This is a genomic window from Pseudoalteromonas sp. CO109Y (assembly GCF_004208935.1).
GTDB classification, from domain to species: domain Bacteria; phylum Pseudomonadota; class Gammaproteobacteria; order Enterobacterales; family Alteromonadaceae; genus Pseudoalteromonas; species Pseudoalteromonas shioyasakiensis.
This window is the reverse complement of the sequence record NZ_SGPD01000006.1, coordinates 102,289-127,710: the sequence shown is the minus strand read 5'-3', so window position 1 is coordinate 127,710 and position 25,422 is coordinate 102,289. Positions and strand designations below refer to the sequence as shown.

24 protein-coding genes are annotated in these 25,422 nt (G+C 41.6%); 14 read left to right on the top strand and 10 right to left on the bottom strand.

All coding sequences use genetic code 11. The annotated features are described in order from the left end of the window. Positions 1-2: 2 nt before the first annotated feature. From EXT43_RS01545 to EXT43_RS01535, 3 genes are all read right to left on the bottom strand, one after another. Positions 3-1,229 carry an efflux RND transporter periplasmic adaptor subunit gene (locus tag EXT43_RS01545; RefSeq protein ID WP_130166208.1) on the bottom strand — a complete coding sequence of 409 codons (1,227 nt, stop codon included), beginning with the start codon at positions 1,227-1,229 and terminating at the stop codon, positions 3-5. Between the two features lie 74 nt (positions 1,230-1,303). Next, positions 1,304-2,113, bottom strand: a complete 810-nt coding sequence (mutM, locus tag EXT43_RS01540; protein WP_054552701.1) for a bifunctional DNA-formamidopyrimidine glycosylase/DNA-(apurinic or apyrimidinic site) lyase — start codon at positions 2,111-2,113, stop codon at positions 1,304-1,306. Between the two features lie 11 nt (positions 2,114-2,124). Next, positions 2,125-2,616, bottom strand: coding sequence for a hypothetical protein (locus EXT43_RS01535; RefSeq protein WP_171037149.1), 492 nt, complete (start codon positions 2,614-2,616; stop codon positions 2,125-2,127). 151 nt (positions 2,617-2,767) lie between these two features. On the opposite strand from EXT43_RS01535, the gene EXT43_RS01530 reads away from it, so the two are divergent. Further along, positions 2,768-3,694, top strand: coding sequence for a manganese-dependent inorganic pyrophosphatase (locus EXT43_RS01530; protein ID WP_054552703.1), 927 nt, complete (start codon positions 2,768-2,770; stop codon positions 3,692-3,694). 69 nt (positions 3,695-3,763) lie between these two features. Here the strand turns inward: EXT43_RS01530 and rlmB are convergent, their stop codons facing one another. Beyond that, positions 3,764-4,510, bottom strand: coding sequence for a 23S rRNA (guanosine(2251)-2'-O)-methyltransferase RlmB (rlmB, locus tag EXT43_RS01525; RefSeq protein WP_130166206.1), 747 nt, complete (start codon positions 4,508-4,510; stop codon positions 3,764-3,766). After that, a complete protein-coding gene (gene rnr / locus EXT43_RS01520) occupies positions 4,507-6,990 on the bottom strand; it encodes a ribonuclease R (RefSeq protein ID WP_130166205.1) in 2,484 nt (827 codons plus the stop codon). Before rnr ends, rlmB begins: the two co-directional genes overlap by 4 nt. A gap of 181 nt (positions 6,991-7,171) precedes the next feature. Between rnr and EXT43_RS01515 the strand changes: the two genes are divergently transcribed. The 7 genes from EXT43_RS01515 to queG all read left to right on the top strand — a co-directional run bounded on the left by EXT43_RS01515 (position 7,172) and on the right by queG (position 14,531). Continuing rightward, a complete protein-coding gene (locus EXT43_RS01515) occupies positions 7,172-8,020 on the top strand; it encodes a DUF350 domain-containing protein (RefSeq protein ID WP_130166204.1) in 849 nt (282 codons plus the stop codon). A 20-nt stretch (positions 8,021-8,040) separates the two neighbouring features. After that, positions 8,041-8,859 carry a hypothetical protein gene (locus EXT43_RS01510; RefSeq protein WP_130166203.1) on the top strand — a complete coding sequence of 273 codons (819 nt, stop codon included), beginning with the start codon at positions 8,041-8,043 and terminating at the stop codon, positions 8,857-8,859. Then, positions 8,849-10,375, top strand: coding sequence for a polyamine aminopropyltransferase (locus tag EXT43_RS01505; protein ID WP_171037148.1), 1,527 nt, complete (start codon positions 8,849-8,851; stop codon positions 10,373-10,375). The genes EXT43_RS01510 and EXT43_RS01505 overlap by 11 nt, the downstream gene beginning before the upstream one ends. Positions 10,376-10,462: 87 nt before the next feature. Further along, positions 10,463-11,329 (top strand): DMT family transporter, encoded by an 867-nt coding sequence (locus tag EXT43_RS01500; RefSeq protein WP_058585886.1) that lies wholly within the window; start codon positions 10,463-10,465, stop codon positions 11,327-11,329. Further along, complete coding sequence (locus EXT43_RS01495) at positions 11,326-12,024, top strand: glycerophosphodiester phosphodiesterase family protein (protein WP_130166202.1); 699 nt, start codon at positions 11,326-11,328, stop codon at positions 12,022-12,024. Before EXT43_RS01500 ends, EXT43_RS01495 begins: the two co-directional genes overlap by 4 nt. An 84-nt stretch (positions 12,025-12,108) precedes the next feature. Next, the gene (locus EXT43_RS01490) at positions 12,109-13,326 is read left to right on the top strand and encodes a methyl-accepting chemotaxis protein (protein ID WP_130166249.1); all 1,218 of its coding nucleotides are present in this window, start codon (positions 12,109-12,111) and stop codon (positions 13,324-13,326) included. Positions 13,327-13,397: 71 nt separating this feature from the next. Further along, positions 13,398-14,531, top strand: coding sequence for a tRNA epoxyqueuosine(34) reductase QueG (gene queG, locus EXT43_RS01485; protein WP_062566600.1), 1,134 nt, complete (start codon positions 13,398-13,400; stop codon positions 14,529-14,531). 20 nt (positions 14,532-14,551) lie between these two features. Here queG and EXT43_RS01480 read toward each other — a convergent pair whose 3' ends face one another. From EXT43_RS01480 to EXT43_RS01470, 3 genes are all read right to left on the bottom strand, one after another. Continuing rightward, the gene (locus EXT43_RS01480; protein WP_062566481.1) at positions 14,552-15,679 is read right to left on the bottom strand and encodes a response regulator; all 1,128 of its coding nucleotides are present in this window, start codon (positions 15,677-15,679) and stop codon (positions 14,552-14,554) included. A gap of 19 nt (positions 15,680-15,698) precedes the next feature. After that, on the bottom strand, positions 15,699-17,648 hold the full coding sequence (locus tag EXT43_RS01475) for an ATP-binding protein (RefSeq protein WP_130166248.1): 1,950 nt from the start codon (positions 17,646-17,648) through the stop codon (positions 15,699-15,701). 143 nt (positions 17,649-17,791) lie between these two features. Beyond that, positions 17,792-18,283, bottom strand: coding sequence for a GNAT family N-acetyltransferase (locus EXT43_RS01470; RefSeq protein WP_130166201.1), 492 nt, complete (start codon positions 18,281-18,283; stop codon positions 17,792-17,794). 75 nt (positions 18,284-18,358) lie between these two features. Here EXT43_RS01470 and EXT43_RS01465 point away from each other — a divergent pair, with 75 nt between their 5' ends. The 6 genes from EXT43_RS01465 to EXT43_RS01440 all read left to right on the top strand — a co-directional run bounded on the left by EXT43_RS01465 (position 18,359) and on the right by EXT43_RS01440 (position 23,873). Then, complete coding sequence (locus tag EXT43_RS01465; RefSeq protein WP_054561036.1) at positions 18,359-18,934, top strand: glutathione peroxidase; 576 nt, start codon at positions 18,359-18,361, stop codon at positions 18,932-18,934. 72 nt (positions 18,935-19,006) lie between these two features. Further along, positions 19,007-19,288, top strand: coding sequence for a peptidylprolyl isomerase (locus tag EXT43_RS01460; RefSeq protein WP_054552716.1), 282 nt, complete (start codon positions 19,007-19,009; stop codon positions 19,286-19,288). Positions 19,289-19,348: 60 nt separating this feature from the next. Next, positions 19,349-19,927, top strand: coding sequence for a glutathione S-transferase family protein (locus tag EXT43_RS01455; RefSeq protein WP_062566484.1), 579 nt, complete (start codon positions 19,349-19,351; stop codon positions 19,925-19,927). A 17-nt stretch (positions 19,928-19,944) separates the two neighbouring features. Next, positions 19,945-20,295: a DUF2750 domain-containing protein gene (locus EXT43_RS01450; protein ID WP_054552718.1), complete on the top strand. Its 351-nt coding sequence runs from the start codon at positions 19,945-19,947 to the stop codon at positions 20,293-20,295. Positions 20,296-20,512: 217 nt separating this feature from the next. Next, positions 20,513-21,190, top strand: a complete 678-nt coding sequence (locus EXT43_RS01445; protein ID WP_062566485.1) for a hypothetical protein — start codon at positions 20,513-20,515, stop codon at positions 21,188-21,190. 112 nt (positions 21,191-21,302) lie between these two features. Then, positions 21,303-23,873 (top strand): M1 family metallopeptidase, encoded by a 2,571-nt coding sequence (locus tag EXT43_RS01440; RefSeq protein ID WP_130166200.1) that lies wholly within the window; start codon positions 21,303-21,305, stop codon positions 23,871-23,873. Positions 23,874-23,912: 39 nt separating this feature from the next. Here EXT43_RS01440 and EXT43_RS01435 read toward each other — a convergent pair whose 3' ends face one another. Together EXT43_RS01435 and EXT43_RS01430 are read right to left on the bottom strand one after the other, a co-directional pair. Continuing rightward, a complete protein-coding gene (locus EXT43_RS01435) occupies positions 23,913-24,278 on the bottom strand; it encodes a hypothetical protein (RefSeq protein ID WP_062566487.1) in 366 nt (121 codons plus the stop codon). Between the two features lie 65 nt (positions 24,279-24,343). Beyond that, positions 24,344-25,213, bottom strand: coding sequence for a hypothetical protein (locus tag EXT43_RS01430; protein WP_062566488.1), 870 nt, complete (start codon positions 25,211-25,213; stop codon positions 24,344-24,346). Positions 25,214-25,422 lie beyond the last annotated feature (209 nt).

Here is a 25,422-nt window from a genome sequence, read left to right as displayed (position 1 = left end):
AGTTAAGCTCCCTGCTGATTTTTTTCATCATCTTGTTTGCTTGGTTTATCTGGCGCCAGTGGAGTAGTGCCCGTGTTTGGCGTTAATTGGCGTTTTTCAAACTCGGCTAACGAAATCGCTTTTACTTGCTGACCATGACGAATACGATGCAAACCTTTCACCACCACTTGCTCACCCGCACTCAAGCCACCGCTAGCAACAATTCCTTGTTCACCGTAATGCTCAACAACAATAAAGCGCCGCTCTATCTCACCTGAATCAAGTACCACCATCACATAAATACCACCCTGCTCAACTTGTGTAGCTTCCTCAGGGACGACAATGGCATCTTTCAACTCAGATAATTTAATTCGTGCTTTTGTATATTGCCCAGGTAATAGCTCACTATTAGGGTTAGGCAGCTTTGCTCTTACTTTAAAGGTGCCCGTTTTCGGGCTAATTTTAGGGTCGGTAAAACTCACATCACCCCAATATCGATACTCGCTGCCATCAGGCAAAGAAATACGTACAAAGCCTTCTAGCGCCTTGCCCTTTTGCTCGGCTTGTAGCTGCTCCATCATGCTGGTCATACGCCGCTTGGCATTCAAGTAATCAAGTGCCGACATATTAAAATTAACGAAAATAGGGTCTATTTGCTGAATAGTAGTAAGGAGTGAAATACCGTTACTGCCGACCAAAGCACCGAGATCGGCTTCAGAGCTACCAACCATGCCACTAATTGGCGCTGTAATACGGGTATATTCTAAATCAAGCTTGGTTTCTTCAAGTTCGGCTTGGGTTGCTGATAATGACGCTTGCGCTTGCTCTTGAATAGAAATTGCATTGTCGTAGTCGAGCTGACTTGCTGCATCTTGCTCGTAGAGGGGTTTTAAACGAGTAACATCGCGCTTTGCTTTTGCCAGCGCCGCTTGGTCTTTTTGTAGTGCGGCTTTAACGCGATTAAGCTTAGCTCGGTAGGGTCTATCATCAATGGTGTAGAGTAAATCACCTTCGTTTACCCAACTACCTTCAACAAATTCAACACTTTGTACAAAGCCGGTGATCCTTGCGCGTACTTCAACATCAAGTGATGCGTCTGTACGCGCCACGTAATTCCCATACAGCGGCACATCAAACTGCTTAACCTCAGCGGTAACCACTTCTTCAACGATAACTTGAGGTTGCTCTTTAGAACAACCCACCAGTGCCGCTAAGCACACGCACCCTATGACGTATTTGTTTAATAGCATACAACCTTCTCATTCCTTAAGCCTGTCTCTATCTTGCTATCTGTTGCAATACTACATAGATGAGGGATTCTTTGTTATTTTTGACAATTAGAGCAGTACACAGTGCTTCTTTGCCCTAATCTAATTTCTTTTAATGGCTCTTTACACGTTACACATGGCTCACCTTTGCGACCATAAACTAGTAATTGCTGGGCAAAATAACCGGGCTTACCATCACTTTGAGCAAAATCTTTTAATGTTGTGCCGCCTTGCGTGATAGCCGCAGCAAGTGTTTCTTTAATAATAGGCACTAATTGCTGATAACGCTTTAAAGACACCTTTCCGGCTTCTCGTTTCGGGTGAATTCCGGCCTTAAATAACGACTCATTGGCATAGATATTACCTACACCAACGACCACAGCGTTATCCATAATAAACTGTTTAATTGGTACTTTTTTATTTCTAGACTGTTCGTAAACACGCTTTGCAGCAAACTCATCGGTAAGTGGCTCCGGCCCAAGCTTGGTTAGCAAGGTATGACATTCGCCTGGTGCTTGCCATAAGCAGGCACCAAAGCGACGCGCGTCGTTGAGTCTTAGCGCTTTACCTGAGGCTAAAATAAATTCGATATGGTCGTGCTTTTTTAATGGCTCATCTGCGCTCACAACTCGTAAGTTGCCCGACATTCCTAAGTGCAAAATAACACTACCCAGCTCACAACCAAGTAATAAATATTTTGCTCTACGCTCCACTGAAGTAACTTTAAGTCCTTGTAATTGATATACATCATCAGGCACAGGCCAACGCATACTGGCGTTATGAATATTTACTTTGGTCACTGTTTGGTTAAGCACATGCGGCGTTATTCCCAAACGGCTAACTTCAACTTCTGGTAATTCAGGCATCTGTGACTCTCTTAAAACGGGTATAACGGAAATAACTTAGCAGCATCAGCTTGTTCAAGCTCAAATACTCGTTGTAACCGCTTATCTAATAAATAGTATTGCTGATCTATGTTGTACAACTGATACACCGCTGGCAACTGCTCCCCTGCTAACCATACTGAGGCAACATAATCAGCCGATGTCTGTGAAATTTTACTAACAGGGAGATTAGCAATAGTCAGTTTTTGATGTTGCCAAAGTTCAACAAGTTGTTCGAGCTGCTGCTCATTGCCTTGCCATGTGGTTTCTTGCTGTGATTGGCTACGCCAAGAGGTGCCGATACGCTCGATTTTTAATTCTGGAAATGCCATTGCTAAAATGAAGCTTTGCTCTGGGAGTAATGCTTGTACTCCTTCTTCAACGGGCTGTGTATTGAGCTTTTTATGTAGGCCATTGAAGAAAAAAATCATCAATAGCATCGAAATAATCACCACATTATTCCATGCTTTTCGGCTCAAGCGCATCAGTATCTTCCTCAGTTTTCAATATCTTAAAGTGTAACCAAAAAGGACATTAATTGGCAGTTGTAATTGATCAACAAAATTTCATGTCTGTTATGTATCAATCTGTCGATACTTTGCTAAAATATCCGCCAAATTTAAAGGAGTTCCGTCAATGTCAATGTATGTAGTGGGTCATAAGATCCCTGATTCAGATTCAATTTGCGGTGCAATTGCGCTTGCTTACTTAAAAAACCAGATCAATGAACCTGCGATCCCGACGCGTTTAGGTGAAGTATCACCTGAAACACAATTTATTCTAGATAAATTCGGTTTCGAAGCACCTGAGCTAAAACTTAGCTACGCAGGCGAAGACGTTTATATCGTTGACCACACAGAAAAAACACAAGCACCTGATGACATCGATGAAGCACGTGTTGTAGGTGTTGTTGATCACCACAAACTAGGCGATTTAACATCATCAACACCACTTGAGTGTTGGATCCGCCCAGTGGGTTGTTCAAACACTATCATCAAAATGATGTATGACTTCTACAACGTAGAGATTCCAAAAGATATCGCAGGCATCATGTTATGCGCTATCTTAAGCGACACTGTAATCTTTAAATCACCAACTTGCACAACAGCTGACATCAAGTGTGTTGAAGCACTTGCTGAAATCGCTGGCATCGAAGATTTCAAAGAGCTTGGCATGGAAATGTTCAAGGTTAAATCAGCAGTTGAAGGCACGCCTGCACGCGATTTAGTAATGCGTGATTTCAAAGACTTCAACATGAACGGTAAGCTAGTAGGTATTGGCCAGCTAGAAGTTATCGACCTTGCTGTATTTGATGAGATCAAAGCAGACCTTGAAGCTGACATCGCAAAGCTTAAAGAAGAAGGCGGTCGCCACTCAGTATTACTCCTGTTAACTGATATCATGAAAGAAGGCTCTGAAATGCTAATTGCGTCTGATGACGTATCAGTAATCGAAGCTGCCTATGATGTTAAATCAGAAGACGGTCGCGTATGGTTAGATGGCGTATTAAGCCGTAAGAAGCAAGTAGTACCACCACTACAAGACGCTTTCGCAAAGATCTAATCTTACGACATAGATACAAAAAAGCCGATGTAACATCGGCTTTTTTTGTGTCTGAAATTTTCGCGGCAGTTAGATTTGCGTTGCATTACGCTGGCGTAACACTTCAAATAAACAAATACCGGTCGCAACTGACACATTTAAACTAGATACCGAACCAGCCATTGGGATTTTAACTAATAAATCACAATGCTCACGAGTAAGGCGGCGCATACCATCCCCTTCAGCACCCATAACAACAGCCATTGGCCCTGTTAGGTTTGCATCAAATAACTCAGTATTTGTTTCACCGGCAGTGCCGACAACCCAAACGCCAGCATCTTTAATTTCACGTAACGTACGCGCAAGATTGGTTACTTGAACTAATGGCACTGTTTCTGCCGCACCGCATGCTACTTTACGCGCTGTGCCATTCAGTTTTGCAGACTTATCTTTAGGAACGATTATCGCGTGCACGCCCGCAGCATCTGCACTACGTAAACAGGCACCTAAGTTATGCGGATCTGTTATACCATCAAGCACCAATAAGAAAGGCGTTTCTTCACGGGCAATGATCTCATCTAGATCTTTTTCGTTATACATGCGCGCCGCTTTTACATTAGCGATAATGCCTTGGTGCTGCTCACCATTTGCTTTATTATCAAGCGCTTTACGCTGCATAAATTGTACAGAAATACCGAATTTACGTGCTTGGTCAATAACCGGGTTTAAACGTTTATCTTCACGCCCTTTTAAAGCGTATATTTCTAAAAAGCGCTCAGGCTCTTTTGCTAATATTGCTTCAACTGAGTGAAAACCAAAAATTAATTCATTACTCACGTATTATTTGCTCCTCGGCCATTACGTTTACGGGCATTCTTACCCGGTCTTTTTGCCTTTTTGGTGGCTTTTTTCTTACTCTTCTTTTTGCCTGCTTTTACAGCATCAGCTTGTTTACTATTAGGCTTTTTACGCCCTTTAGAAGGTGAAGACTTGCCACGTTTTTCATTCTCTTTGTCGCCTGATTTTGCCTCAAAGCTGCCTGACTGCGCTTTTTTACCAGGAATTTTACCTGCTTTAAGCTGGGCACGAACACTTGGCTTTGCAGGGGCACTACGGCCACGACGACGCGCATAACGGTCTTGTTGCGCTTCACCTGCTAATACTAAGTTTATGCGTCGCTCGTCAAGACTGACAGATGACACCTGAACCGTTAGTTTATCGCCTAAACGATAAACGGTGTGAGTTTGTTCACCAATCAAGCAATGCTTAGCACCATCGTAATGGAAGTACTCATTGCCCAGGTTAGTTACATGGATCATGCCGTCGATTTGTAAATCGTCTAAGCGTACAAATAAACCAAAGTTAGTTACCGATGAGATCACCCCACCAAATTCGTCACCAACATGGTCTTGCATAAATTCACATTTAAGCCAATCTGCCACTTCGCGAGTCGCATCATCAGCACGGCGTTCAGTGGTTGAACACTGCTCACCTAAAATATCAACTTCGTCATCAGTGTAGGCATACTCACCCGATGTTTGCTGACCTTGCGCTTTAAGTACCGCTTTAATTGCACGGTGCACCACTAAATCAGGGTAACGACGAATTGGCGATGTAAAGTGGGCATAGGCAGGTAAAGCTAAACCAAAGTGGCCAATGTTATCTGGCTGATAAACCGCTTGCTTCATTGAACGGAGCAACATGGTTTGAATAAGCTCAGCTTCTGGACGGTCGCCTAATTTAGCTAACACTTGGGTTATTTCTTTTGGTGTTGGCTCATCAGAAATCGCAGTTTCGATACCAAGCTCTGATAAAAAGTTTCTGAAGAAACCAAGCTTTTCAGCATCAGGCTCATCATGCACACGATAAAGCGCACTCGCCTCGTGCTTTTCTAATAATCGGGCTGCCGATACGTTCGCTAAAATCATGCACTCTTCGATAAGTTTGTGTGCATCATTACGAACCACAGGCACGATTGATTCAATCTTACGATGTGCATTAAACACAAAGCGCGTTTCTAAGGTTTCAAACTCAATCGCACCACGCTCTTGGCGAGCTGCTTTAAGTGCCATGTACATTTGCTGTAAGTCAGTTAAATGTGGCACCATCTTGGCGTATTCTTCACGCAGCTTTTCATCGCCTTGTAAAATCGCATTCACTTTAGTGTAAGTAAAACGAGCGTGTGAATTCATCACCGCTTCGTAAAATTTATACCCCGACAACTTACCCGCTTCTGACACCGTCATCTCAGCAACCATACATAAACGGTCAACTTCTGGGTTCAATGAGCACAAGCCATTCGATAGTACTTTTGGCAGCATCGGAATAACTTGCTCAGGGAAGTATACTGAGTTACCACGTTCAATCGCTTCTTTATTCAGAGGCGTGTTCATTCCTACGTAGTGCGACACATCGGCAATGGCCACCCATAAACGCCAACCACCTGATGGTTTGCGCTCACAATAAACGGCATCGTCAAAGTCTCGGGCATCTTCACCGTCGATTGTCACCAGCGGTAAGTCACGTAAATCAACGCGACCTTGCTTTGCCTGTTCATCAACAAACTCACCTAAATGAGCAACTTGCTTTTCAACCGCTTCAGGCCAAACGTGAGGAATATCGTGATTGCGTAGTGCAACTTCAATTTCCATACCCGGTGCTAAGTGCTCACCCAGTACCTCAGTGACTTTACCTACCGCATTCATATGTCGGCTTGGGTTTTGGGTAATTTGCACCTGCACCATTTGGTTGTGGCGCGCGCCATTTTCACTACCCGGTAGAATCATAATATCTTGCGTTATGCGTGGGTCTTCAGCCACAACAACTGCAATACCATGCTCAACAAAATAGCGGCCAACAATCGGGGCTCGCTCATTGGTCAAAACCTTAATGATGCGTGCATCGCATTTGCCACTTGAGCCTTTGCGATTGCCTTTAGCAAGCACAATGTCACCGTGCAACACCATATTCATTTGGTGCTTCGCGATAAACCAATCTTTACTCTCACCTTCAACTTCTAAAAAGCCGAATCCGTCACGATGACCAATGACTTTGCCTTTAACTAGGCCTGATTCATCGATCAATGCGTAGCATTTAAACTTATTGAAATACAGTTGACCATCGCGCTCCATAGCACGTAAACGACGTTTGAACGCAATTTGACGCTCTGTATCATTCACATGTAATTCGTCACAAAGTTGTGTGAAGTTTGCTGGTTTGGCGCGAGATTCTAAGTGAGTAAGTATAAACTCACGGCTAGGGACGGGGTTTTCGTACTTTTCTTGTTCTCGACTGAGATTTGGATCCTGTTTTGACATTCACTATCTTGTTAGTTGGTTATGTTGTTATTTTAACCCATAACCTAACAATGAGACAGGCAAAAGCTATGAAACTTTTAAGAAATTGATTAATTCTGCCAAAAATGAAGCTTTGATATTCTTTGCAACAAACACTCTGTGTTAATATTTTCGGAAAATAACAACAAGCTAACATAATTATATGGATATTAACGTAACCCACTACCTCGCAACGATGGCCTACAACAGCGCCTATATTGGTCTATTCATTGCAATCATAGCCGTTGCAAAACTGTCGTATAACTTAGCAACCCCTTATAACACCACCAGCCAGTTAACCGATAATGCCAACAGTGCCTTGGGTTTATCTATTGGCGGCTACTTAGGGGCAATTACCATTATTTATGGCTTTGTTTTAGCTGGGCCTAGTCAAGGTTTACTAAGCGATTTGATGAATGTATCACTGTACAGTGTATTAGGTATGGTGCTGCTAACTTGCTCACGTATTTTAAATGACAAATTACTGCTGCGTTTGTTCTGTAACCAAGAGCAATTAATTAACCAACAAAATGAGGCTGTGGGCTTAGTACAAGCAGCAAACTATATGGCAGCAGCACTGATCATTGGTGGCGCATTAACCGGTGAAGGCAGCTGGTTATCAGCCATAGTGTTTTATTTTTTAGGGCAACTAATGCTGATCATTTTTGCCAAAGGCTATGATCACCTCACTGCTTTTAATCTTCATGAACAGCTCGAAAAAGGCAACAAAGCCGTTGCACTTAGCTTTTCAGGCACTATGTTGGCGTTAGCTATTATCTTGTGTCATGCGCTCATTGGTGGCTTTCATACTTGGCAACAAAGCTTAAGCTTATTCTTTATTGACGCATTATTTGGCTTTTTAATTTTACCAATTGTGCGTTACCTCGTTGATAAAATTATCTTTAGCAAAATTTCACTCGACCAAGCAATGCACGACAAAAACACCGCCGTTGCGGTTATTGAAAGCAGCATTGCAATCTGTGTTGCTGTTATCATCACTATCGCTATTTAAGCTTATTTATGGAGTAATGGATGAACATCTATAAGCTTTTTATTATTGCCGCTATCACATTTGTTGTTTGCTTAGTGATACGTGCAGATCTACAAGCGCCACTTATTAGTGGCCAATATGGCAACTTTAAAGACTACGACGGACAAGACAAACCTTACCTATTTACAGTGCCAGAAGATGGCCAAATGATGCGCTTAGAAATTAAAGGCAGACTGCCTTTAAACTCATGGAAAGCCATTGATATCGAAATTTTTGACCCTGATGGTCACTATTTATTTAGTTACTCTGATGAGCTTTGGGCTGAAACCGGACACGATTCAGATGGTAAATGGACTGAGTACCGTGATTATACTCATCACGATGTCCACTTCCCTAAGAAGGGGCAATATAGCGCCTACGTCAATAGTACGTTTGGCCCAAATAAGCGTGCCGAACATTTTAGTTATACGTTTCGTATTATCCCAATCAAAGGTAACAGTAATTTCATGCTACCGCTGTTATGGATTTCTGGCTTCATCGGCGGTGTAGCGCTATTTGTAATGCTGCATCGTTTAGAAGCTGAGCGTGAAGGCTCCGATATTACTTATAAACCAATCAATAAGTTAAACCCTGAAGCTATAAAAGCAATGGAATCGCGCATCTCTGTTTGGCCTATTGTGTTACTGTTTTTAGCACCCGTGCTCTTCTTTTCCTTCTTGGCATATAGCAAAGGTGACAAAGAGCAAGATTGGCAAGTTTACTCCTATCACCACCTCACGATAAGCGTTGATAAACAATTGCGTGAACAAAGTATTGGCAGTGCAGGTTTCCGTTCACGAGGCGGCCCAGGTGGTAAATAAATCAATTCGCGAAAGCCACATTTTACTGTTTAGTATTTTTGTTGCTGGCCTTTGCTCAATTATCTATGAACTACTGATCGCAACCACTGGTGCCTACTTTTTGGGTGATAGCATCACCCAATTTTCCCTGACAATTGGCGTATATATGGCGGCAATGGGAGTTGGCTCTTATTTTTCGCGTTTTGTGCCTGATAAGCCATTGCTGGTGTATTTTATTGGTTTTGAGCTTGCGCTTGCACTACTTGGTGGCTTAAGTGTGCCATTGCTGTATTTCTGCTATGCGTTTGGTTTACCACTGCAAGCAATTAGTATTTTACTCACTACGCTAATAGGGATTTTGATTGGCTTAGAAATTCCGCTGTTAAGTCGCCTAATGGAAAAACATTATGCGCTAAAAGCAAACCTCGCTAATGTGTTATCTATTGACTACTTTGGCGCCCTGCTTGCGACTTTACTGTTTCCTTTTCTATTTTTACCTTGGCTTGGGGTTTTTAAAACAGCCTTAAGCTTTGGCTTAATGAATCTCAGTATTGCGCTGTTATTGCTGTGGTACTTTATCGACCATATCAGCCCAAATCGTCGAAAAGTGCTTAGACTCACATTAGTTTTAGTCTGCTCAGTATTAGTGCTTTGCTTATTTGCTAGTAAACAGCTCACCCATCTTTGGCAAAGCCAAATCTACGATGATCGTGTAGTACACTCGGAGCAAACGCCCTATCAGCAAATCGTACTGACTCGTCATAAAGATGATATTCGGCTTTATTTAAACGGTGGCTTACAATTTTCATCGATTGATGAGTATCGCTATCACGAAGCGCTTATTCATCCCGCTATGGTGCGCCATGGTAATGCAAAACGTATTCTAATTTTAGGCGGTGGCGATGGCTTAGCAGCCAGGGAGCTTTTGAAATACCCGCAATTAGAGTCTATTACCCTGGTTGATTTAGACCCTGCTGTCGCTAGGCTTGCGCAAACTAATCACAACCTCACAACACTTAACAAGCACTCACTGAGTGATCCTAAAGTGACAATTATTCATCAAGATGCTTATGTGTTTATTGAGCAAAACGAACAGCTGTTCGATATTATTTTTATTGATTTACCCGATCCAAAAGCAATCAATCTTGCACGGCTTTACAGTCAGCAGTTTTATCAACTAATAAAAACACGACTACCAAATAACGGTATTGTAGTGACCCAGGCCACCAGCCCATTTTTTGCGAAGCAAGCATTTTGGTCTATCAATAACACACTCAGTGCAGCGGGCTTTGCACACACCCTGCCTTATCATTTGAATGTGCCCTCTTTTGGCGAATGGGGCTTTGTTATGGCTTGCAACTTGATGTGCAGTAACCAACAAGTATTGCCTGTTAAAACCCGCTTTTACCGCCCAGAAAATGACGCACAATTGTTTATTTTTACGCCGGATATTAGCGCTAACAATGAAAAAGTATCGACGCTTGATGAGCCTAATGTGCTGCACTATTACTTGCAGGGATGGAAATATTGGAACTAAACGAATGGATTAGCCCATTTGGGGAGTTTACAAAGTAAAGGATTACCGTTACAAAGAGAGTTAATAACAACAATAACAAGGTTTGTAATGCAGGCGCACAAACAGAGCCTTATATACTTACATATTGCAGTACTCCTATTTGGTGGTACTGCATTATTCGCAAAGCTAGTCAGCTTAAGTGCATTAGATATTACCGTTTACCGAACAGCAATTGCAGGCTGTGCCTTACTGATCTTACTTACAATTCAACACAAAGCGATTAAGCTTCACTCGCGTCGCGACTACCTTATAGCCTTGTTACTTGGCGTCACTGTTGGAATACATTGGCTCACCTACTTCGCAGGTATGCAACTAGCAGGTATTGCAGTCGGTATGATTGCCTTTTTTACTTACCCTGTTATCACGGTATTTTTAGAGCCTTTATTTCATGGCAGTAAACCACAGCTCAAAGATATTTTTAGCGCCTTGGTGGTAATGCTAGGGATTTATTTACTTATTCCTGATGCCAGCTTAGGCAATGATGTCACACTCGGTATTGCTATTGGCATTTTGTCAGCGTTCTTTTTTGCGTTTCGAAATATCGTTCACAAGCGTTACTTTAGCCAATATGGCGGCCCACAAACCATGCTTTATCAAACTTGGATCGCCTGCATTATGCTGTGCGCCTTTGTCGAAGTACCGCCATTACAAGTTGATACAATAAATTGGCTGCTATTAATTACCGTAGGAGTTATTTTTACAGCAGCACCGCATTCACTGTTTGCAGCAAGCCTAAAAAACTTATCAGCTTCAACCGCTGGTTTGATATCGTGTTTGCAGCCTTTATACGGTACGTTTTTCGCTTTTTTAATTTTGCATGAGCAACCTTCAATTAGCACTCTTATTGGTGGCGCGCTGGTGATTAGTGCCGCTTTTTATGAAACATGGTCAGTGACTCGTAGGTATAAGCAATGATGAAAGTATTCGCTCACAGAGGTGCCAGTGGTACCTACCCAGAAAATACTCAAAGCGCCATTATCGCAGCTGTTGATTTAGCAGTAGATGGCATCGAAATTGATGTGCAAAGCTGCCTTGATGATTACATGATTATTCACGACACTTGGCTTGATCGAACAACTTCAGGTCGTGGAAAGGTAAATGCCTGCTCAAAAGAGCAAATTCAACAATACGATGCAGGCAATGGCGAGTGCGTGCCCACTTTACAACAGGCAATCGATTGGGTTGCTGATAAAACTTTACTTAATTTAGAGCTTAAACATACTTTTTCGTTAGATAAATTTGTAGAGCTTATAGAATCAAACGTTAGCGCTGGGAAAATTTCTCGGGATAACCTGCTAGTCTCTTCATTCGATCACCACCAACTGATGTGGCTAAAGCAAAAATTGCCGTGGGTAAAGATTGGTGCACTCACCGCTTCTATCCCAATTAATTACAGCGAGTTTGCGCAAAAACTCCATGCCTATAGCATTCATGTAGATAAAAACTTTGTAAACCATGAGTTTGTTGCTGACGCAAAACAACGCGGCCTTCAAGTTTATGCTTACACGGTCGATAAAGTGGAAGATATCGAATTAATGCTAGAGTATGGCGTAGATGGTATTTTTACTAATTTTCCGTGTCATACACAAATGACACTGCAGTCACTGTAACTCAACAAAACTAAGCTATACTGTTGAATTATGTGACATTGAATAATAAAAAATTACGCCAAAATGAATCAACACAACACCTTAATGAGTAGCTATATGCGCATTTACAATTTTATCGAACAAACTTTCTTTTACACCCTCACACGTAAGATTGTCGGTAATTTAGGTTTCGTGTTTGCGTTTCAAGCCATTACTTTGATCTGGCTTTATAGCAGCCTTTCAGAACAGCAAGCTGGCATGGGACTATTTTGGTTAATGGCCTTTGTTATCATCGCGAGCTTTATTTTTACTGTTTTCTACATGCGCTTTTTAATTGTGCGCCCAGTGCAAGCAATGCGCGATACACTTGAGCAAATCAACCGCCATGATGCTGATTTATCTGCCAAGCTACCGCATTTTACCTATGATGAGTTTCGTGATTTAAGTGAGCAGTACAATACCTTTACAGTTCATTTAGCAAACCTATTAGCCACCACTTACCAAAGCGCTCAAGCCAGTGCAGATAGTAGTTCAAAGATGACTCATTCAATGCAGCAAACCGCAGAAATGAGCCACCAGCAAATAAAATTCAGTCAAACCATTACTGATTCAAGCAACCAAATTACTTCAAGCCTTGAGAATATCTCAGCAAATACTGACAGCGTGCATCATGTTAATAGTGAACACTTAAACTTTGTTAAGCACTCAGCCACTGAGTTATCGGCATTAGTTAAAAAGGTCGCGATGATTAGCCAAATTTTGGGTAACTTCTCAGCAACAGTGTCTGGCCTTAAAGAAAACAGCGAGAACATTCGCGCCATTTTAAAAATGGTCGAAGAGTTTTCGGATCAAACCAATTTGCTTGCCCTAAATGCTGCAATTGAAGCGGCACGTGCAGGTGAAGCAGGCCGAGGCTTTGCGGTGGTTGCCGATGAAGTCAGATCGCTCTCAGTTAAAGTAAACGATGCAACTCGCCAGATCAGCGATTTTATTAATCAGATGAACACCCTCGTTAGCGAAACCAATAAAGAGTCTGAGCAGTTAATTAGCCACTCGAGTGAAGCTGAAACTGCCATTAGCAACACCTCAACAGGCTTTAGCAATATGCTTGGCGAATTTGAGCAAAACCAACAACAACTACAACAGATTGTCAGCGCGGTGCATTTACTAGAGCAAACCCAAACCCAGACCCATCAAACTGTTGAGCAAATTGTGGCTTTGGGTGAGCAAGCTAAACAGCAAATTGATGAATCACTCGCAGATTGCCAACAATCACACAAACTGAGCCAACAAACCCAAGAGCAGTTAAAACGCTTTGTGTGATCGGCTTTTAACTGCTGCCCTGAGTCAAACTATGTTAAAGTAGCCGCTTCTTGGCTACTTTTTTATTGACCGTGACAACTCCTTCTATTGATTATGAACAACTCGCACTGCAAATAAAGCAATGGGGTAAAGACCTTGGCTTTGCAGAAGTCGGGATCACTGATATTGACCTAACGAAGCATGAAGCGCAGCTACAGCGCTGGTTAGATTTAGGCTATCACGGTGAGATGGAATACATGGCAGCCCATGGTATGAAGCGAGCGCGCCCAGCAGAGCTGGTACCTGGCACGCAGCGAGTCATCTCAGTAAAAATGAACTACCTGCCGCCTGATGCAAGCTTTGCTAAAAACCTCAAACAGACTGATAAAGCGTACATTAGTCGCTATGCATTGGGTCGTGACTATCATAAGTTAATTCGCAACCGTCTGAAAAAGTTAGGCCAAAAAATAGAGCAGCAAGTTGGCCAGCTCGGCTTTCGTCCCTTTGTTGACTCAGCTCCAGTGCTTGAAAGGCAACTAGCCGAAAAGGCAGGCTTGGGCTGGCGTGGAAAACATAGTTTATTAATCAATAAAGAAGCGGGCTCTTGGTTTTTCTTAGGGGAGCTGTTTGTTGATATACCACTCCCTATTGATGATGAGAATAGCTTTGAAGGCTGTGGGAAATGCGTTGCCTGTATGACACTGTGCCCAACCGGTGCGATTGTCGAGCCTTATGTAGTCGATGCCCGTAAATGTATCTCTTACCTTACTATTGAATTACAAGGCGCAATTCCTGAAGAGTATCGCCCACTGTTAGGGAATCGCATTTATGGCTGTGATGACTGTCAGTTAGTATGCCCATGGAATCGCTATGGTCAACTCACCGATGAAGCTGACTTTCACCCAAGAAAGCAACTTAAAGATCAAGAATTACTGACTTTATTTGCATGGGATGAAGCAACCTTTCTTAAAAATACCGAAGGCAGCCCTATACGCCGTATTGGTCACGAGCGCTGGTTAAGAAACCTTGCTGTCGGATTAGGTAACGCTGATTACAACGAGCAAATAATCGAGGCTTTAGAGCAAAGGTTAACAACCGCTACAGCTTTGGTCGCTGAGCATATCGAGTGGGCGCTTGATCAGCAAAAAAATAAGCGCCAGTTAAAGCTTCGTAAAACGGCGCGCTTAATTCGAATTGTTGAAAAAGGCCTACCCAGAGATGCTTGATGACTAGTTCAAGCTTTGCCCTATCGCGTTAATAATAGCGATAGGTCATTCTCAATTTCTTTAAAGGCCGCTTTAACCCCTTTTACTGACTCCTCTCGAGCCACTGAGTTTTGAATGGTTTCGTCGACCTTTTGATAGATAAACACTTCTTGGTCTTCATCTAAGCCCATGGTCGGTATGCGACTTTCTAAGTCTTCTTGAAGCCGCTTAAATACAGCTTCGTTATTGATACGGTTTTCATTTAAAAGCTCAATCAAACCTGTAAATTTGCTGTGCACCTTACTTACAGCATCATTTAACTGTTGCTGCTGCTGAAGTAGCTCTTTTTTAGTGAGAATCGCTTTAAGCTGCTGCTCTGTAACACTGACTAAAAAGCAAATATGATCTCGAATTCGACCATGCTTATCGGGGTCTTGCCCAGGCATATTTAAGATAAGCAAACTGATCATTTCATAGTTTACTAAAATCCGATTTGAGAACTCGTGCAATCGACCTTTGCTTTTCAGCATTTCAAACAGCTCGATCACAATCGGCGAGCACACACCCGACACAGAGAAATGTAATACTTCGTTATCTAATCTAAACTCCACATTGCTTTGTAAATCAAATGCACCTAAACAGTTTAAAAAGGCTTTGCCGAGTTCATGTTCGTTATCTATTGAACCTATATGCTCAATATAATTAACAATTTGTCCCATTTCACTGCTGTTTGCCATCGCATTAAATGCCGTTGACGTAGCATCTTCAACTTGTTGTTCTAGCGATTCTTTTTCAATTAGCACTTGATTCAAATGTTGTAACTTAAGCTTGAGCTCATTATGGCTAAATGGTTTAACAATGTAGTCTTCTGCACCAACAGAATAACCTTCCATGCGTTCCTCAACGGTGCCTCTGGCTGAGACAAACATCACAATAATTTTTTGCGTATTGGGGTTTTCTTTGAGCTTACGACAGACATCGTAACCACTCATTTGTGGCATGCTCACATCGAGTAAAATCACTTGAGGGTCGAACTCTTCAACGACTTCTAAGCATTCTGGGCCGCTATTAACCATTTTCAGCTCAAAATCGAGATCTTCAAGGATCTCTTCAATAATTTCTAAATTAAATGGTTCATCATCAACCGCTAAAATACGTTTCAAGGCCATGATTATCTCTTCCGTTTTATTAATTCATCGATATAGACTGTTGTTCATTTGCCAAGTGTTGCGGCAAGTCTATTTCTAAGGGCAGCCGTACCAAAATAGTGGCGCCCCCGTGCTCATTGTTACTTGCCGAAATAGTGCCTTGATGTAAGGCTACAAATTCCCGACAAATAGCTAATCCAAGCCCAGTGCCTCCCGCACCACTGTTGGTTTTACTGCTTTGCTCAAACTTAGCAAAAATCTTTTCAAGCTCTTGTTCAGGGATCCCTATTCCGCGGTCAATAACAGCGATTTCGGCCATCTGCTCATTCACCGCTAAACTAATATCAATTTCGCTATTCGGCTCACTAAACTTCAGTGCATTACCGATCAAGTTACGCATAATTTGATTAATTTGTTCTTCGTCGCACTCAAGCACAATGCCTTGTTCAAAACCTATAGGCCGAATAGCAATACTTTTTTCAAGGGCTGTGCCCGACACATCATCAATGCTGGTTTTTATAATATTGCTTAAGTTATGCTTTTGCGGATTGAACGGGAATTTCCCGACATCGAGTTTTGATAGATCGAGTAAGTTATTTAGCAGCGATAATAATCGCTCACCACTTTGCTCAATTCTAGATAGATACTTGTTTAACTTGTCTTTACTTAAATCGTCATTAGCAACCTTATCAAGCCCAAAGCGAGCAAAGCTTAAAATAGAATGCATAGGTGTTCTAAGTTCATGAGACATGTTCGCTAAAAACTCAGATTTACTATGATTTGCCGCTTCTGCCACATTTTTAGCATGCTCTAACTGAGCAGTACGGGCTTTGACCTCTTCTTCAAGCAAATCTTTAGCTTCAACGAGTAAATCTTCTTTCTCTTTAAGATGTGTAACGTTCTTAAAGATCACCGCTAGCGCAATTTCTCCGTGGTGGTCGATTTCGTTAAACGAGCCAACTAAAGGCACCTCACTGCCATTTTTCTTGAGTAGTCGTAAGTCACAACTAAATTGTCGGTTTTTACTTAAAGTCGCAATCTTATCTTTGATGCGCTCAGTTGATGCCACATCAAAAAATTCAAAAACAGAGCAATTCTCAAATTCTTTCAGAGGCTTTTCAAACAGCTGCTCGCAGGCGTCGTTAGTTTCTATAACCTTACCACCACGTTCAAATAGAATGATGGCATCGGGTGTATGCTTAAAAATAACCCGTAATAAGCTGTCTTTTTCAATGAGTGCATCAACTGTATTTTGCAAACGCTCTACTAATTCAGTGTTATGACGCCTTAATAGTTCTGTTTGCCAAAGTTTATGTACTGATTGCAGCAGACTATTATCATCAATCGGCTTGATGAGCACATCTTCTACCCCTTGACGAATAGCTGCTACCATCGAGACTTGATCTGGCTTAGAGGTATAAAGTAAACAACGACTATTAGGCTGACATGTTTTGAGCTTATTAAAGAGCTCAAGCCCTGTGCCATCAGTAAAAGTAAAATCACTAATGAGTAAATCAATGCTCTGTTCTTTAATAACATCCACAGCAGATGCAGTATTATCAGCTGTGAAGGTTTTAATATGTGCCCCTTTGAGGTTTAGGGCTATTTGCGCCAAACGTTCAGCACAGTGATCGACAAGTAACACGGTAGGAAGTTGAAGAATATTATCGCTGTCGAGCTCAAGTACCCCTTCTAATAAAGAGCTAATCTCTTTATTTGCAAAGAAGGGGTAAATCACCACAGCATTAGGTAATAGGCGATTTACTTCACTAAAATGCTCTAGTAAATCACTACGCTGCGCTTTAGGCGCTAACAGCAAGAAATGCTCTTGTGAGAACACTCCCATTAGCGTTTTAATAACAGTGGTTGGCACACCATGAGAAGCTGCAACAAGATCAAAGTCTTGCTCTAAAACAGCATCATCAACCATTGCAAAATGTAATAGCTCAACTCGACAGCCAATAAGCTCTAGCAGCACCTTGACCCGCATTGCTAAAACACTATTGCTATCAACAATCAATATTCTTCGCACAGTAGACTAGACTCGCTTAATAATAAATACCTATTTTAGCGTAGCCTAAAATCGCAATGGGTCACAATTTGTACCGCATTTTTTATTAGCTTTTTAGCTAATTAAGTGTCTAAACGCTTACCTAAAATAGTAAGGCTATAGGCTTTATCATCCATGATCGCAATCTCAGGAAGCTCTCCCCAGACCTTGTAATCAAAGCGATTAAACAGTTTTATGCTCGGTAGGTTGTGGCTAAAGATAAAAGCTAATAACACCTTGATATCAAGTGTTTTTGCATGCTGTTCTGAAAATGTAAGCAATTGTTTACCTAGCCCCTTCCCTTGAGCTTGCTGGGTGATGTAAATGCTAATTTCAACGGTACCATCATAGGCAGGTCGGCCATAAAATGACTTATAACTCAGCCAAGCAAGCACTTTACCTTGTTGCTCAAAAACAAAAATAGGTCTTTTCTCTGTATGGCTATCAAACCAAGCTTGTTTGTCTGCAACCGATACCTCTTCTGTATCTGCAGTTACCATACGACCAGGGATGGTCTCGTTATAAATAGCGACTATGTCAGTTAAATCGGTTTGTGTTGCTTTTCGAATCGTCATAAATAGCTGAAATTAAATGATCACTTTGCTGCATATTAGCGTATATTCATCACAAATAACTAGCGGGAAATAACTATGTATAAATATGCTTTGTTACTTGCAGCAGGCCTAATAACAACCAACCTTGCAGCACAAACTACTGAGGCTACGCCAACTGCTAAAGCAAGCAGCCAATGTGATGACTTTACCAATGTTACAATGAGAAAGTTACGCTCAAAAGAGTCAATTAACTTCTGCGAATTCAAAGACAAACCACTCCTAATAGTCAATACAGCTAGTAATTGTGGTTTTACCGGCCAGTTTGAAGGCTTAGAGGCTATTCATAAAGAATATAAAGACCAAGGCTTGGTCGTATTAGGATTTCCATCAGATGACTTTTTCCAAGAAGAAGACGATGAAAAAGACACTGCAAAAGTATGTTTCATCAATTATGGCGTAACCTTTAATATGCTGGCTACCAGTGCCGTTCGCGGTAGCGATGCAAACCCGATATTCAAACACCTAAACGAAGCAACTAGCTCACCTAACTGGAACTTTTACAAATATTTAGTGTCTGCTGACCGTAAGACAGTGCAGCGCTTTAATAGTAAAACTAAGCCACAATCGCAAACTTTACGCGATGCAATTGAAGCTGAGCTAACTGCAAAATAAATTTAATTTTTCGTTCGGTAAATATTGAACTAAACTAGTAATTTAATACTAAAACACACATTAGGAGATGTTATGGCAGTAGCCAGTGCAAGACACATTCTCGTAGACAGTGAAGCTCACTGTTTAGATTTAAAACAGCAAATTGAGCAAGGAGCTGACTTTGCAGAGCTTGCTCGTGCTCATTCTAATTGCCCATCTGGTCAAGATGGTGGTGCATTAGGTGAGTTTGGCCCTGGCATGATGGTTCCAGAATTCGACAAAGTCGTATTCTCTGCACCAATTAACCAAGTACAAGGCCCAGTGCAAACCCAGTTTGGTTATCATCTTCTAGAAGTAACAAGCCGTACTGACTAATTAACAAATTGATTTCAAAAAGCCGCTTCACAGCGGCTTTTTTTTGCAAAGGATACCATCATGCAATTACTAGGCTCGACCACATCACCTTTTGTGCGCCGTATTCGGATTTGGGCGGAACTTAATAACCTACCTATTGATTTTATTAATTTGGATATTTTCTCTGAGCAAGACAGACAAACCATGATTGCTCATAACCCTGCCAGAAAAATTCCTGTATTAATCGACCATGATTTTACCTTATGTGATTCCAACTCAATTATTCGCTATCTACTAGAGAAAGCTGATCAGCCGTTACTTAGCTGGCAGCAAGAGAACTACTTAACCATTATCAATGCCTGCAATGATTCACTGGTAGAAATTTTACTTTGTCAGCGTTCAGGGTTTGATACCAACAGCGACAAACTATTTTTTAATTTACAGAATGAACGAATTGTTGAAACATTAGCCTATTTGAATACTCATTTATCGGAGCCAGTATTTAAAAGCTGTGAATACCTCAACATCAGTTTATACTGCTTGCTAGATTGGATCCGCTTCCGCGAATTAACTGATTTTAGCCAACTAGAAAACTTAGTTGATTTTTATCATAAATTCGCCGATAAAGCGGCGGTACAACAAACAGATCCACGAATATAAAGATAAGGGTTACGCAAATGAGCGATATCGAAATTGAATCAGAATTAGTTAGCTTTGTAGAAAAAGTTCGTTTGAACGAATCTATGTGGGCACTGGGTGCCGAAGATGGTGGTTTTGTTGTCTGTGAATCAAACCAATTTAGCGACACAGATGTGCTATTACTTTGGGGTACTGAAGACGCTGCAAAAGCACAATGTAAAGATGAGTGGCAAGACTATACCCCTGTTGAAATTGGCCTAGACGAATTTCTTGATGAGTGGGTTGAAGACCTTAACGAAGATGATGCGCTTGTTGGTTTAAACTGGAACGATGATCAAGTATGCGTTGAAATCGAACCGGTTGGTTTAGCTAAAGCTCTTTGCGATTAATCGCAATCCTTAAGCTTATAACGACACGGCCGTATTTATGGCAGTGTCGTTTAGCTGGAAACTTGATACTTATATTGATTTTAACAATAGAACCACTATTACTTGCAATCAATGCCTTGCCTAAATCGCTTTTAATTCCAACTGAAGCTCGCATCTTGAGGTGGTTTGGGTATATCAGTTATACTCTTCGACACATCTTTATTATCAAGGTATTAGGTTGAAGTCCCATCTTGGTCGTAGGCCCTTTTCGGCCATGGAATTACATACCCTGTATAATGGTTACATTTATGGTGATCAGCGTTTAGCACGTGAACAAGCTAAGCATTGGCACTTTTGGCTGCCTTTATTTGCTTATTACACCGGTGCCTACAGCGATGAAATTGGCCATTTAACCCTTGATAATATTGTCACCCTTGATGGAATTCGCTGCTTTGATTTTCATACACATGGCAAGATAAAACCCCGCTATGTGCCTATCCACAATGCATTACTCGATGCAGGACTTGACCAATACTTAGGCTATTTAAATGAGCAAAATCAGCAACGACTGATGTTTGATTTACCCGCTAAATCTGGTCGCTACAGCGAAAAAGTACGTATTTGGTTTTCGGGTGAAGGTGAACGCGCTGGTTATTTACAAAAGTGCGCTATTCCTACTGTTGATCAGCAAGGTATGAAAACCGCGATAAGCAGCTTACGGCTCAACTTTGAACAACAAGTGCGAATTCATGCACTGCAAGCCAACTGCAAAGACGCCTTTAACTACTTGCTTGGTTTTAAAGATTTCAACGAGCAACGCTTTGCTGATATGCAGTTATTAAATACCGTGCTGCAAAACATACGACAAATAAACCCGCAACTGCATTGGCAGCGTTTCATTGACCGCCATAATTAACTGACAAACTTTGTTACTAACTATTTATTACTGTTCAAATTAAAACCTGATAGCATGGTGATTCGCCCCTCATAGCAGGTGCCTTTCTAACAACAAAAAATCAGGGATACTTATGTTCTTAAAAAGCCTATTAACGGTGAGTGTTGCACTTGCTGTTAGCTCTGCCCATGCCAATGAATATGTTATCGAAAAGCTTGCCAAGCCTAGCTCACAACAAGTAGAACTTACGCTTGATCCTGCAAAAGACAATTTTTCTGGTCATACCGAAATTGCTTTAGAGGTTCTAAAAGCAACGAATTATATCGAATTAAACGGTATTGATTATGCGGTTAGCATGGCGAAAATTTTAGGTGCAGAAAACTGTGACCTAAGTGCTGAAATGCTAAAAACAGGCAAAGTTAAATTCGCTTGTGAAGAAAAAATCCAACCAGGAAAATACACTTTAAAAGTTGATTTTACAGCCCCTTATAATCGTCAAAGTGTTGGTTTATATAAAACTTTAGATCAAGGCACACCTTATCTTTTCACGCAATTTGAAATGAGCGATGCGCGTCGTGCATTCCCGGTTTTTGACGAGCCAAGTTATAAAATTCCATTTCAGCTGACTATCACAGCGCCAACATCACAAAAAGTGTATGCCAATACACCGGTTTTAAAAACCAAAGTTGATGGCGATATGACAACGCACTTTTTCGACAAAACGCCACCGATTCCTTCGTACTTAGTCGCTATGGCTGTGGGCCCGTTTGAAGAGCTTGAAATTAAAGGCATGCCAATCCCTGGCCGTGTACTGACTCCGCAAGGTAAAATTCACCTTGCTGATTACGCAAAAGAAAATATGCCGCGAGTGTTAAAAGCCCTAGAAGATTATTTTGGCATTCCTTACGTATACAAAAAGCTAGACTCAGTGGCAGTACCAGAGTTCCCATTTGGCGCAATGGAAAACGCAGGCCTAGTGACTTATCGTGAAGACATTTTACTAGTAGATCTTGCAACAGCAACGCGCAGCAAAAAAGAGCGTAATGTATCAATCATTGCCCATGAGTTAGCTCACCAGTGGTACGGTAACCTAGTGACTATGAAATGGTGGAATGATTTATGGTTAAACGAAGCATTCGCAAGCTGGATGGCAGCAAAAATCACTGCACAAATTAACCCAGAATTTGAGTCTCACTTAGACTTACCACAAAACTATGTGATGGCACTGGATGCGCGTCTAAGTACTAAACCTATTCGTAAGCCAATCAAAACTGAAGCTGACATCATGGATGGCCTTGGCCTTGCCTACAGTAAAGGGAGTGCGGTTTTATCTATGGTTGAAAACTGGATTGGCGAAGAGGCATTTCAGCAAGGTATTCGTGCTTACTTGAAAAAATTCTCGTATAAAAATGCAGAAGCCGCGGATCTATGGCAAGCACTAGGCGAAGCGTCTAATAAAGATGTGGCAAGTGTATTAAAATCATTTATCGAACAGTCATCTTTCCCACTTATTAAAGTAACGCAAGATGGTAAGAAAATTAATATCAGCCAAAGCCGCTTTGTAAATGCTGGCGTTGATGCACCAGCACAGCTTTGGAATGTTCCGGTTGCAATTAAGTATGGTGCGGGCGACAAAGTTAAAACCGCAAGTGTACTGCTGAATAAAGAAACACAACAACTAACTCTCGACTTTGAACCTGAGTGGATCTACCCAGATCAAGGTGCCATGGGTTATTACCGCTGGGTATTAGATGATGCTCAGTTTAATGCCCTACTAGAGAACGCTGCTGACAAGCTAACTGTTCGTGAACGCTTAGCGCTACTTTCTGCGGTTGATTCATTACTTGATGCAGGTGTTATCTCTGCGGCTCACTTAATGCAAACTTTAGAAGCCTTTGTGAGTGATGCTCACCCATTAGTGGCAAACACAGCATTAGGTTACCTTGCTTCTCAAAAACGCGTATTCGAAGACGACAGCAACCGTGACCTATGGCCTAAGTTTATCCGTAACAGCATTGCACCAGCTGCTAAGCAATATGGATTAACGGCAAAAACAGGTGAAGACGCGGCGGTATCACAGTTACGTGCGCAAGTTATTGCCCGTCTAGGTTTTGATGGCCAAGATCAAAAAGTCATTGATACCGCAAAAGCACAAGCGGCACTGTACTTAAACAACCCTGAAAATGTTGACCCATATTTAGCCTCAACTTACTTAAACCTTGCGGCTTACCATGGCGATGCGAAGTTACTTGAAAAGTACAAACAAACCTTTAAAACCACCAAAGATCCACAAGTTCGTACTAAGATGCTGGCAGCGATGGGTTACTTTGGTAAACCTGAGTTACAAAAAGCGGTTCTAGAATACAGCTTAACAGATAACGTAACAGCCTCTGATATGCGTACCTTACTAGGTGGGTTAGGCTATGGTAAAGAGCGTGAAGCACTGTTTATTGAGTGGATTTACAACAATTACGATGCCATCACTAAGAACTTACCGCCGTTCTTTGTTCCAAACTTACCGTTCTTCACGACGGCAAGCTGCGATGCGAAAAGCCTAGAGAAAACCAAAACCTTCTTCAACGATAAAATCACTAAAGTACCAGGTTATGCACGTTCTCTTAGTAAGCTTGAAGAAAGCATCAATGATTGTATTGCACTGAAAAACCGTGAGCTAAACTCGGTGAATAGCTTCCTTAAACGCTAATTAAAGCAAATGCAAAAAGGGCCACAATGTGGCCCTTTTTTATTGCGCTAAAATAGCAGTTAACTTAGTTATAAATTGCTCAGCAGCGTCAGGTGAAGTGACTTTAAATGCAATACCATAATGAATGGGCTGTGCACTTTTATAAATGCGAGTTGGAAAGCGGGTCATTTCACTACTGTGAAAGTAGTCTTTGATTCGCGTAATGCCCTCTATTGACTCAAAATCAGCACTGAATACTTCAAATATAGGTCTAATAACGATTTTAGCTTGGCCACTTTGCTCATGAACATAAAATGCCTCTTTTGAGCTAGCTGGCATAAATTCGTTAATATTCTTAATCTTAAAATTACTGCGGCAGCCCGCTTTTACCAGCTGTACACTCACTTGCTCGGCAGAAAAAGACAAAGGCATTCCTTACATATAACGTGGATAGTTTAGCCACAGTACAGCAATCAGGCTGAAAGCGTTACTCATTTATTACATACAAATGCCAGTTTGCTCTGTTTGTAATTTAACCGTGAGATTGAGCCTTCACAAAAGCGTCTTAAATCGAGCCACTGTGATACCACTTCAGGCTCTGTAAGGCTGCGCTTATGAACTCGATTATTAACCGCATAAGCCACAGTGTCTTTGTCAATTAAAGCAAAGTCTTGCACCGACTCAGGTAATCTAAATAAATCACTAACTTCCTCAGTTTGCGGCGCAAAGCGTGCAACCCAATGTTGGTTGTTTTTGTTATAACTAAATAAATAACTGTTTGTGTGCTTGTCAAAAATTAAAGTACGGCCAATATCACCGGCAATGACACGCGGTTTAGCAGCTGCAACACGAGTGTATTGCAATGTATGCGGCTCACCTAAAATAAACATGATCAGGTCTTCATCAGCGCCCCAAGCGTGGTAGCCAACCGGCTCAATCCATTCAAAAATTCGGCTTGCAGCTGGCTCTTCTGCTAATGGATACTGCCATAACTTTTGCTTGCCATCTGCTTCGACCACGATTGCCGACAAGGCTTGCTGATTTGGCATCAGCGTAGGCGAGTATTCACTGACAGGCGTGTTGGTGATATTCACGCTGCTCTTAGATGTAAAGTCATAAAACGCAATATCGGTTTGTGACTGGCCATTTTCGTCAACAACCTCATGGGTATAGTAAAGCCCTGTATCAACTAAAAATGGTTGATTATTATAAGCTTTATCATCTGTTACTCGCGACACCTGCATACCATATGGGGTGTCTAACTCGGCAAGTAATATTTCGCTTTTAGGCATCGCTGCATGTACGTGACTGGTAAAAAATGTCCCTGCTGCGACGAAAAGTAAAGACGAAATCAATTTCATGTTGTTCTCTCGTTTTAATTTTTATCAGCCCATGATAGCGTTAATTAATCCGCCAGTCACTTGACCTTACCATGCTCGACCTTTATAACTAGGACGTGTTCGTTTTTTATCAGTTTCTACTGATTGATTTTATGCACGATAATACCAATCGAGCTAAGTAACTGACCATTTAACACGCTAGAATGGTTAACAATTCATGCCGACTGGTA

What these genes read in the sequence shown, in the direction of transcription:
- EXT43_RS01430 (WP_062566488.1), bottom strand. Translation starts at nt 25,213, where the DNA reads ATGAAATTGATTTCGTCTTTACTTTTCGTCGCAGCAGGGACATTTTTT.
- EXT43_RS01450 (WP_054552718.1), top strand. Translation starts at nt 19,945, where the DNA reads ATGAGCGATATCGAAATTGAATCAGAATTAGTTAGCTTTGTAGAAAAA.
- EXT43_RS01470 (WP_130166201.1), bottom strand. Translation starts at nt 18,283, where the DNA reads ATGACGATTCGAAAAGCAACACAAACCGATTTAACTGACATAGTCGCT.
- EXT43_RS01535 (WP_171037149.1), bottom strand. Translation starts at nt 2,616, where the DNA reads ATGCGCTTGAGCCGAAAAGCATGGAATAATGTGGTGATTATTTCGATG.
- EXT43_RS01480 (WP_062566481.1), bottom strand. Translation starts at nt 15,679, where the DNA reads ATGGCCTTGAAACGTATTTTAGCGGTTGATGATGAACCATTTAATTTA.
- mutM (WP_054552701.1), bottom strand. Translation starts at nt 2,113, where the DNA reads ATGCCTGAATTACCAGAAGTTGAAGTTAGCCGTTTGGGAATAACGCCG.
- EXT43_RS01500 (WP_058585886.1), top strand. Translation starts at nt 10,463, where the DNA reads ATGCAGGCGCACAAACAGAGCCTTATATACTTACATATTGCAGTACTC.
- EXT43_RS01460 (WP_054552716.1), top strand. Translation starts at nt 19,007, where the DNA reads ATGGCAGTAGCCAGTGCAAGACACATTCTCGTAGACAGTGAAGCTCAC.
- EXT43_RS01465 (WP_054561036.1), top strand. Translation starts at nt 18,359, where the DNA reads ATGTATAAATATGCTTTGTTACTTGCAGCAGGCCTAATAACAACCAAC.
- EXT43_RS01455 (WP_062566484.1), top strand. Translation starts at nt 19,349, where the DNA reads ATGCAATTACTAGGCTCGACCACATCACCTTTTGTGCGCCGTATTCGG.
- EXT43_RS01515 (WP_130166204.1), top strand. Translation starts at nt 7,172, where the DNA reads ATGGATATTAACGTAACCCACTACCTCGCAACGATGGCCTACAACAGC.
- EXT43_RS01490 (WP_130166249.1), top strand. Translation starts at nt 12,109, where the DNA reads ATGAGTAGCTATATGCGCATTTACAATTTTATCGAACAAACTTTCTTT.
- EXT43_RS01510 (WP_130166203.1), top strand. Translation starts at nt 8,041, where the DNA reads ATGAACATCTATAAGCTTTTTATTATTGCCGCTATCACATTTGTTGTT.
- EXT43_RS01440 (WP_130166200.1), top strand. Translation starts at nt 21,303, where the DNA reads ATGTTCTTAAAAAGCCTATTAACGGTGAGTGTTGCACTTGCTGTTAGC.
- EXT43_RS01475 (WP_130166248.1), bottom strand. Translation starts at nt 17,648, where the DNA reads ATGCGGGTCAAGGTGCTGCTAGAGCTTATTGGCTGTCGAGTTGAGCTA.
- EXT43_RS01545 (WP_130166208.1), bottom strand. Translation starts at nt 1,229, where the DNA reads ATGCTATTAAACAAATACGTCATAGGGTGCGTGTGCTTAGCGGCACTG.
- rnr (WP_130166205.1), bottom strand. Translation starts at nt 6,990, where the DNA reads ATGTCAAAACAGGATCCAAATCTCAGTCGAGAACAAGAAAAGTACGAA.
- EXT43_RS01495 (WP_130166202.1), top strand. Translation starts at nt 11,326, where the DNA reads ATGATGAAAGTATTCGCTCACAGAGGTGCCAGTGGTACCTACCCAGAA.
- EXT43_RS01530 (WP_054552703.1), top strand. Translation starts at nt 2,768, where the DNA reads ATGTCAATGTATGTAGTGGGTCATAAGATCCCTGATTCAGATTCAATT.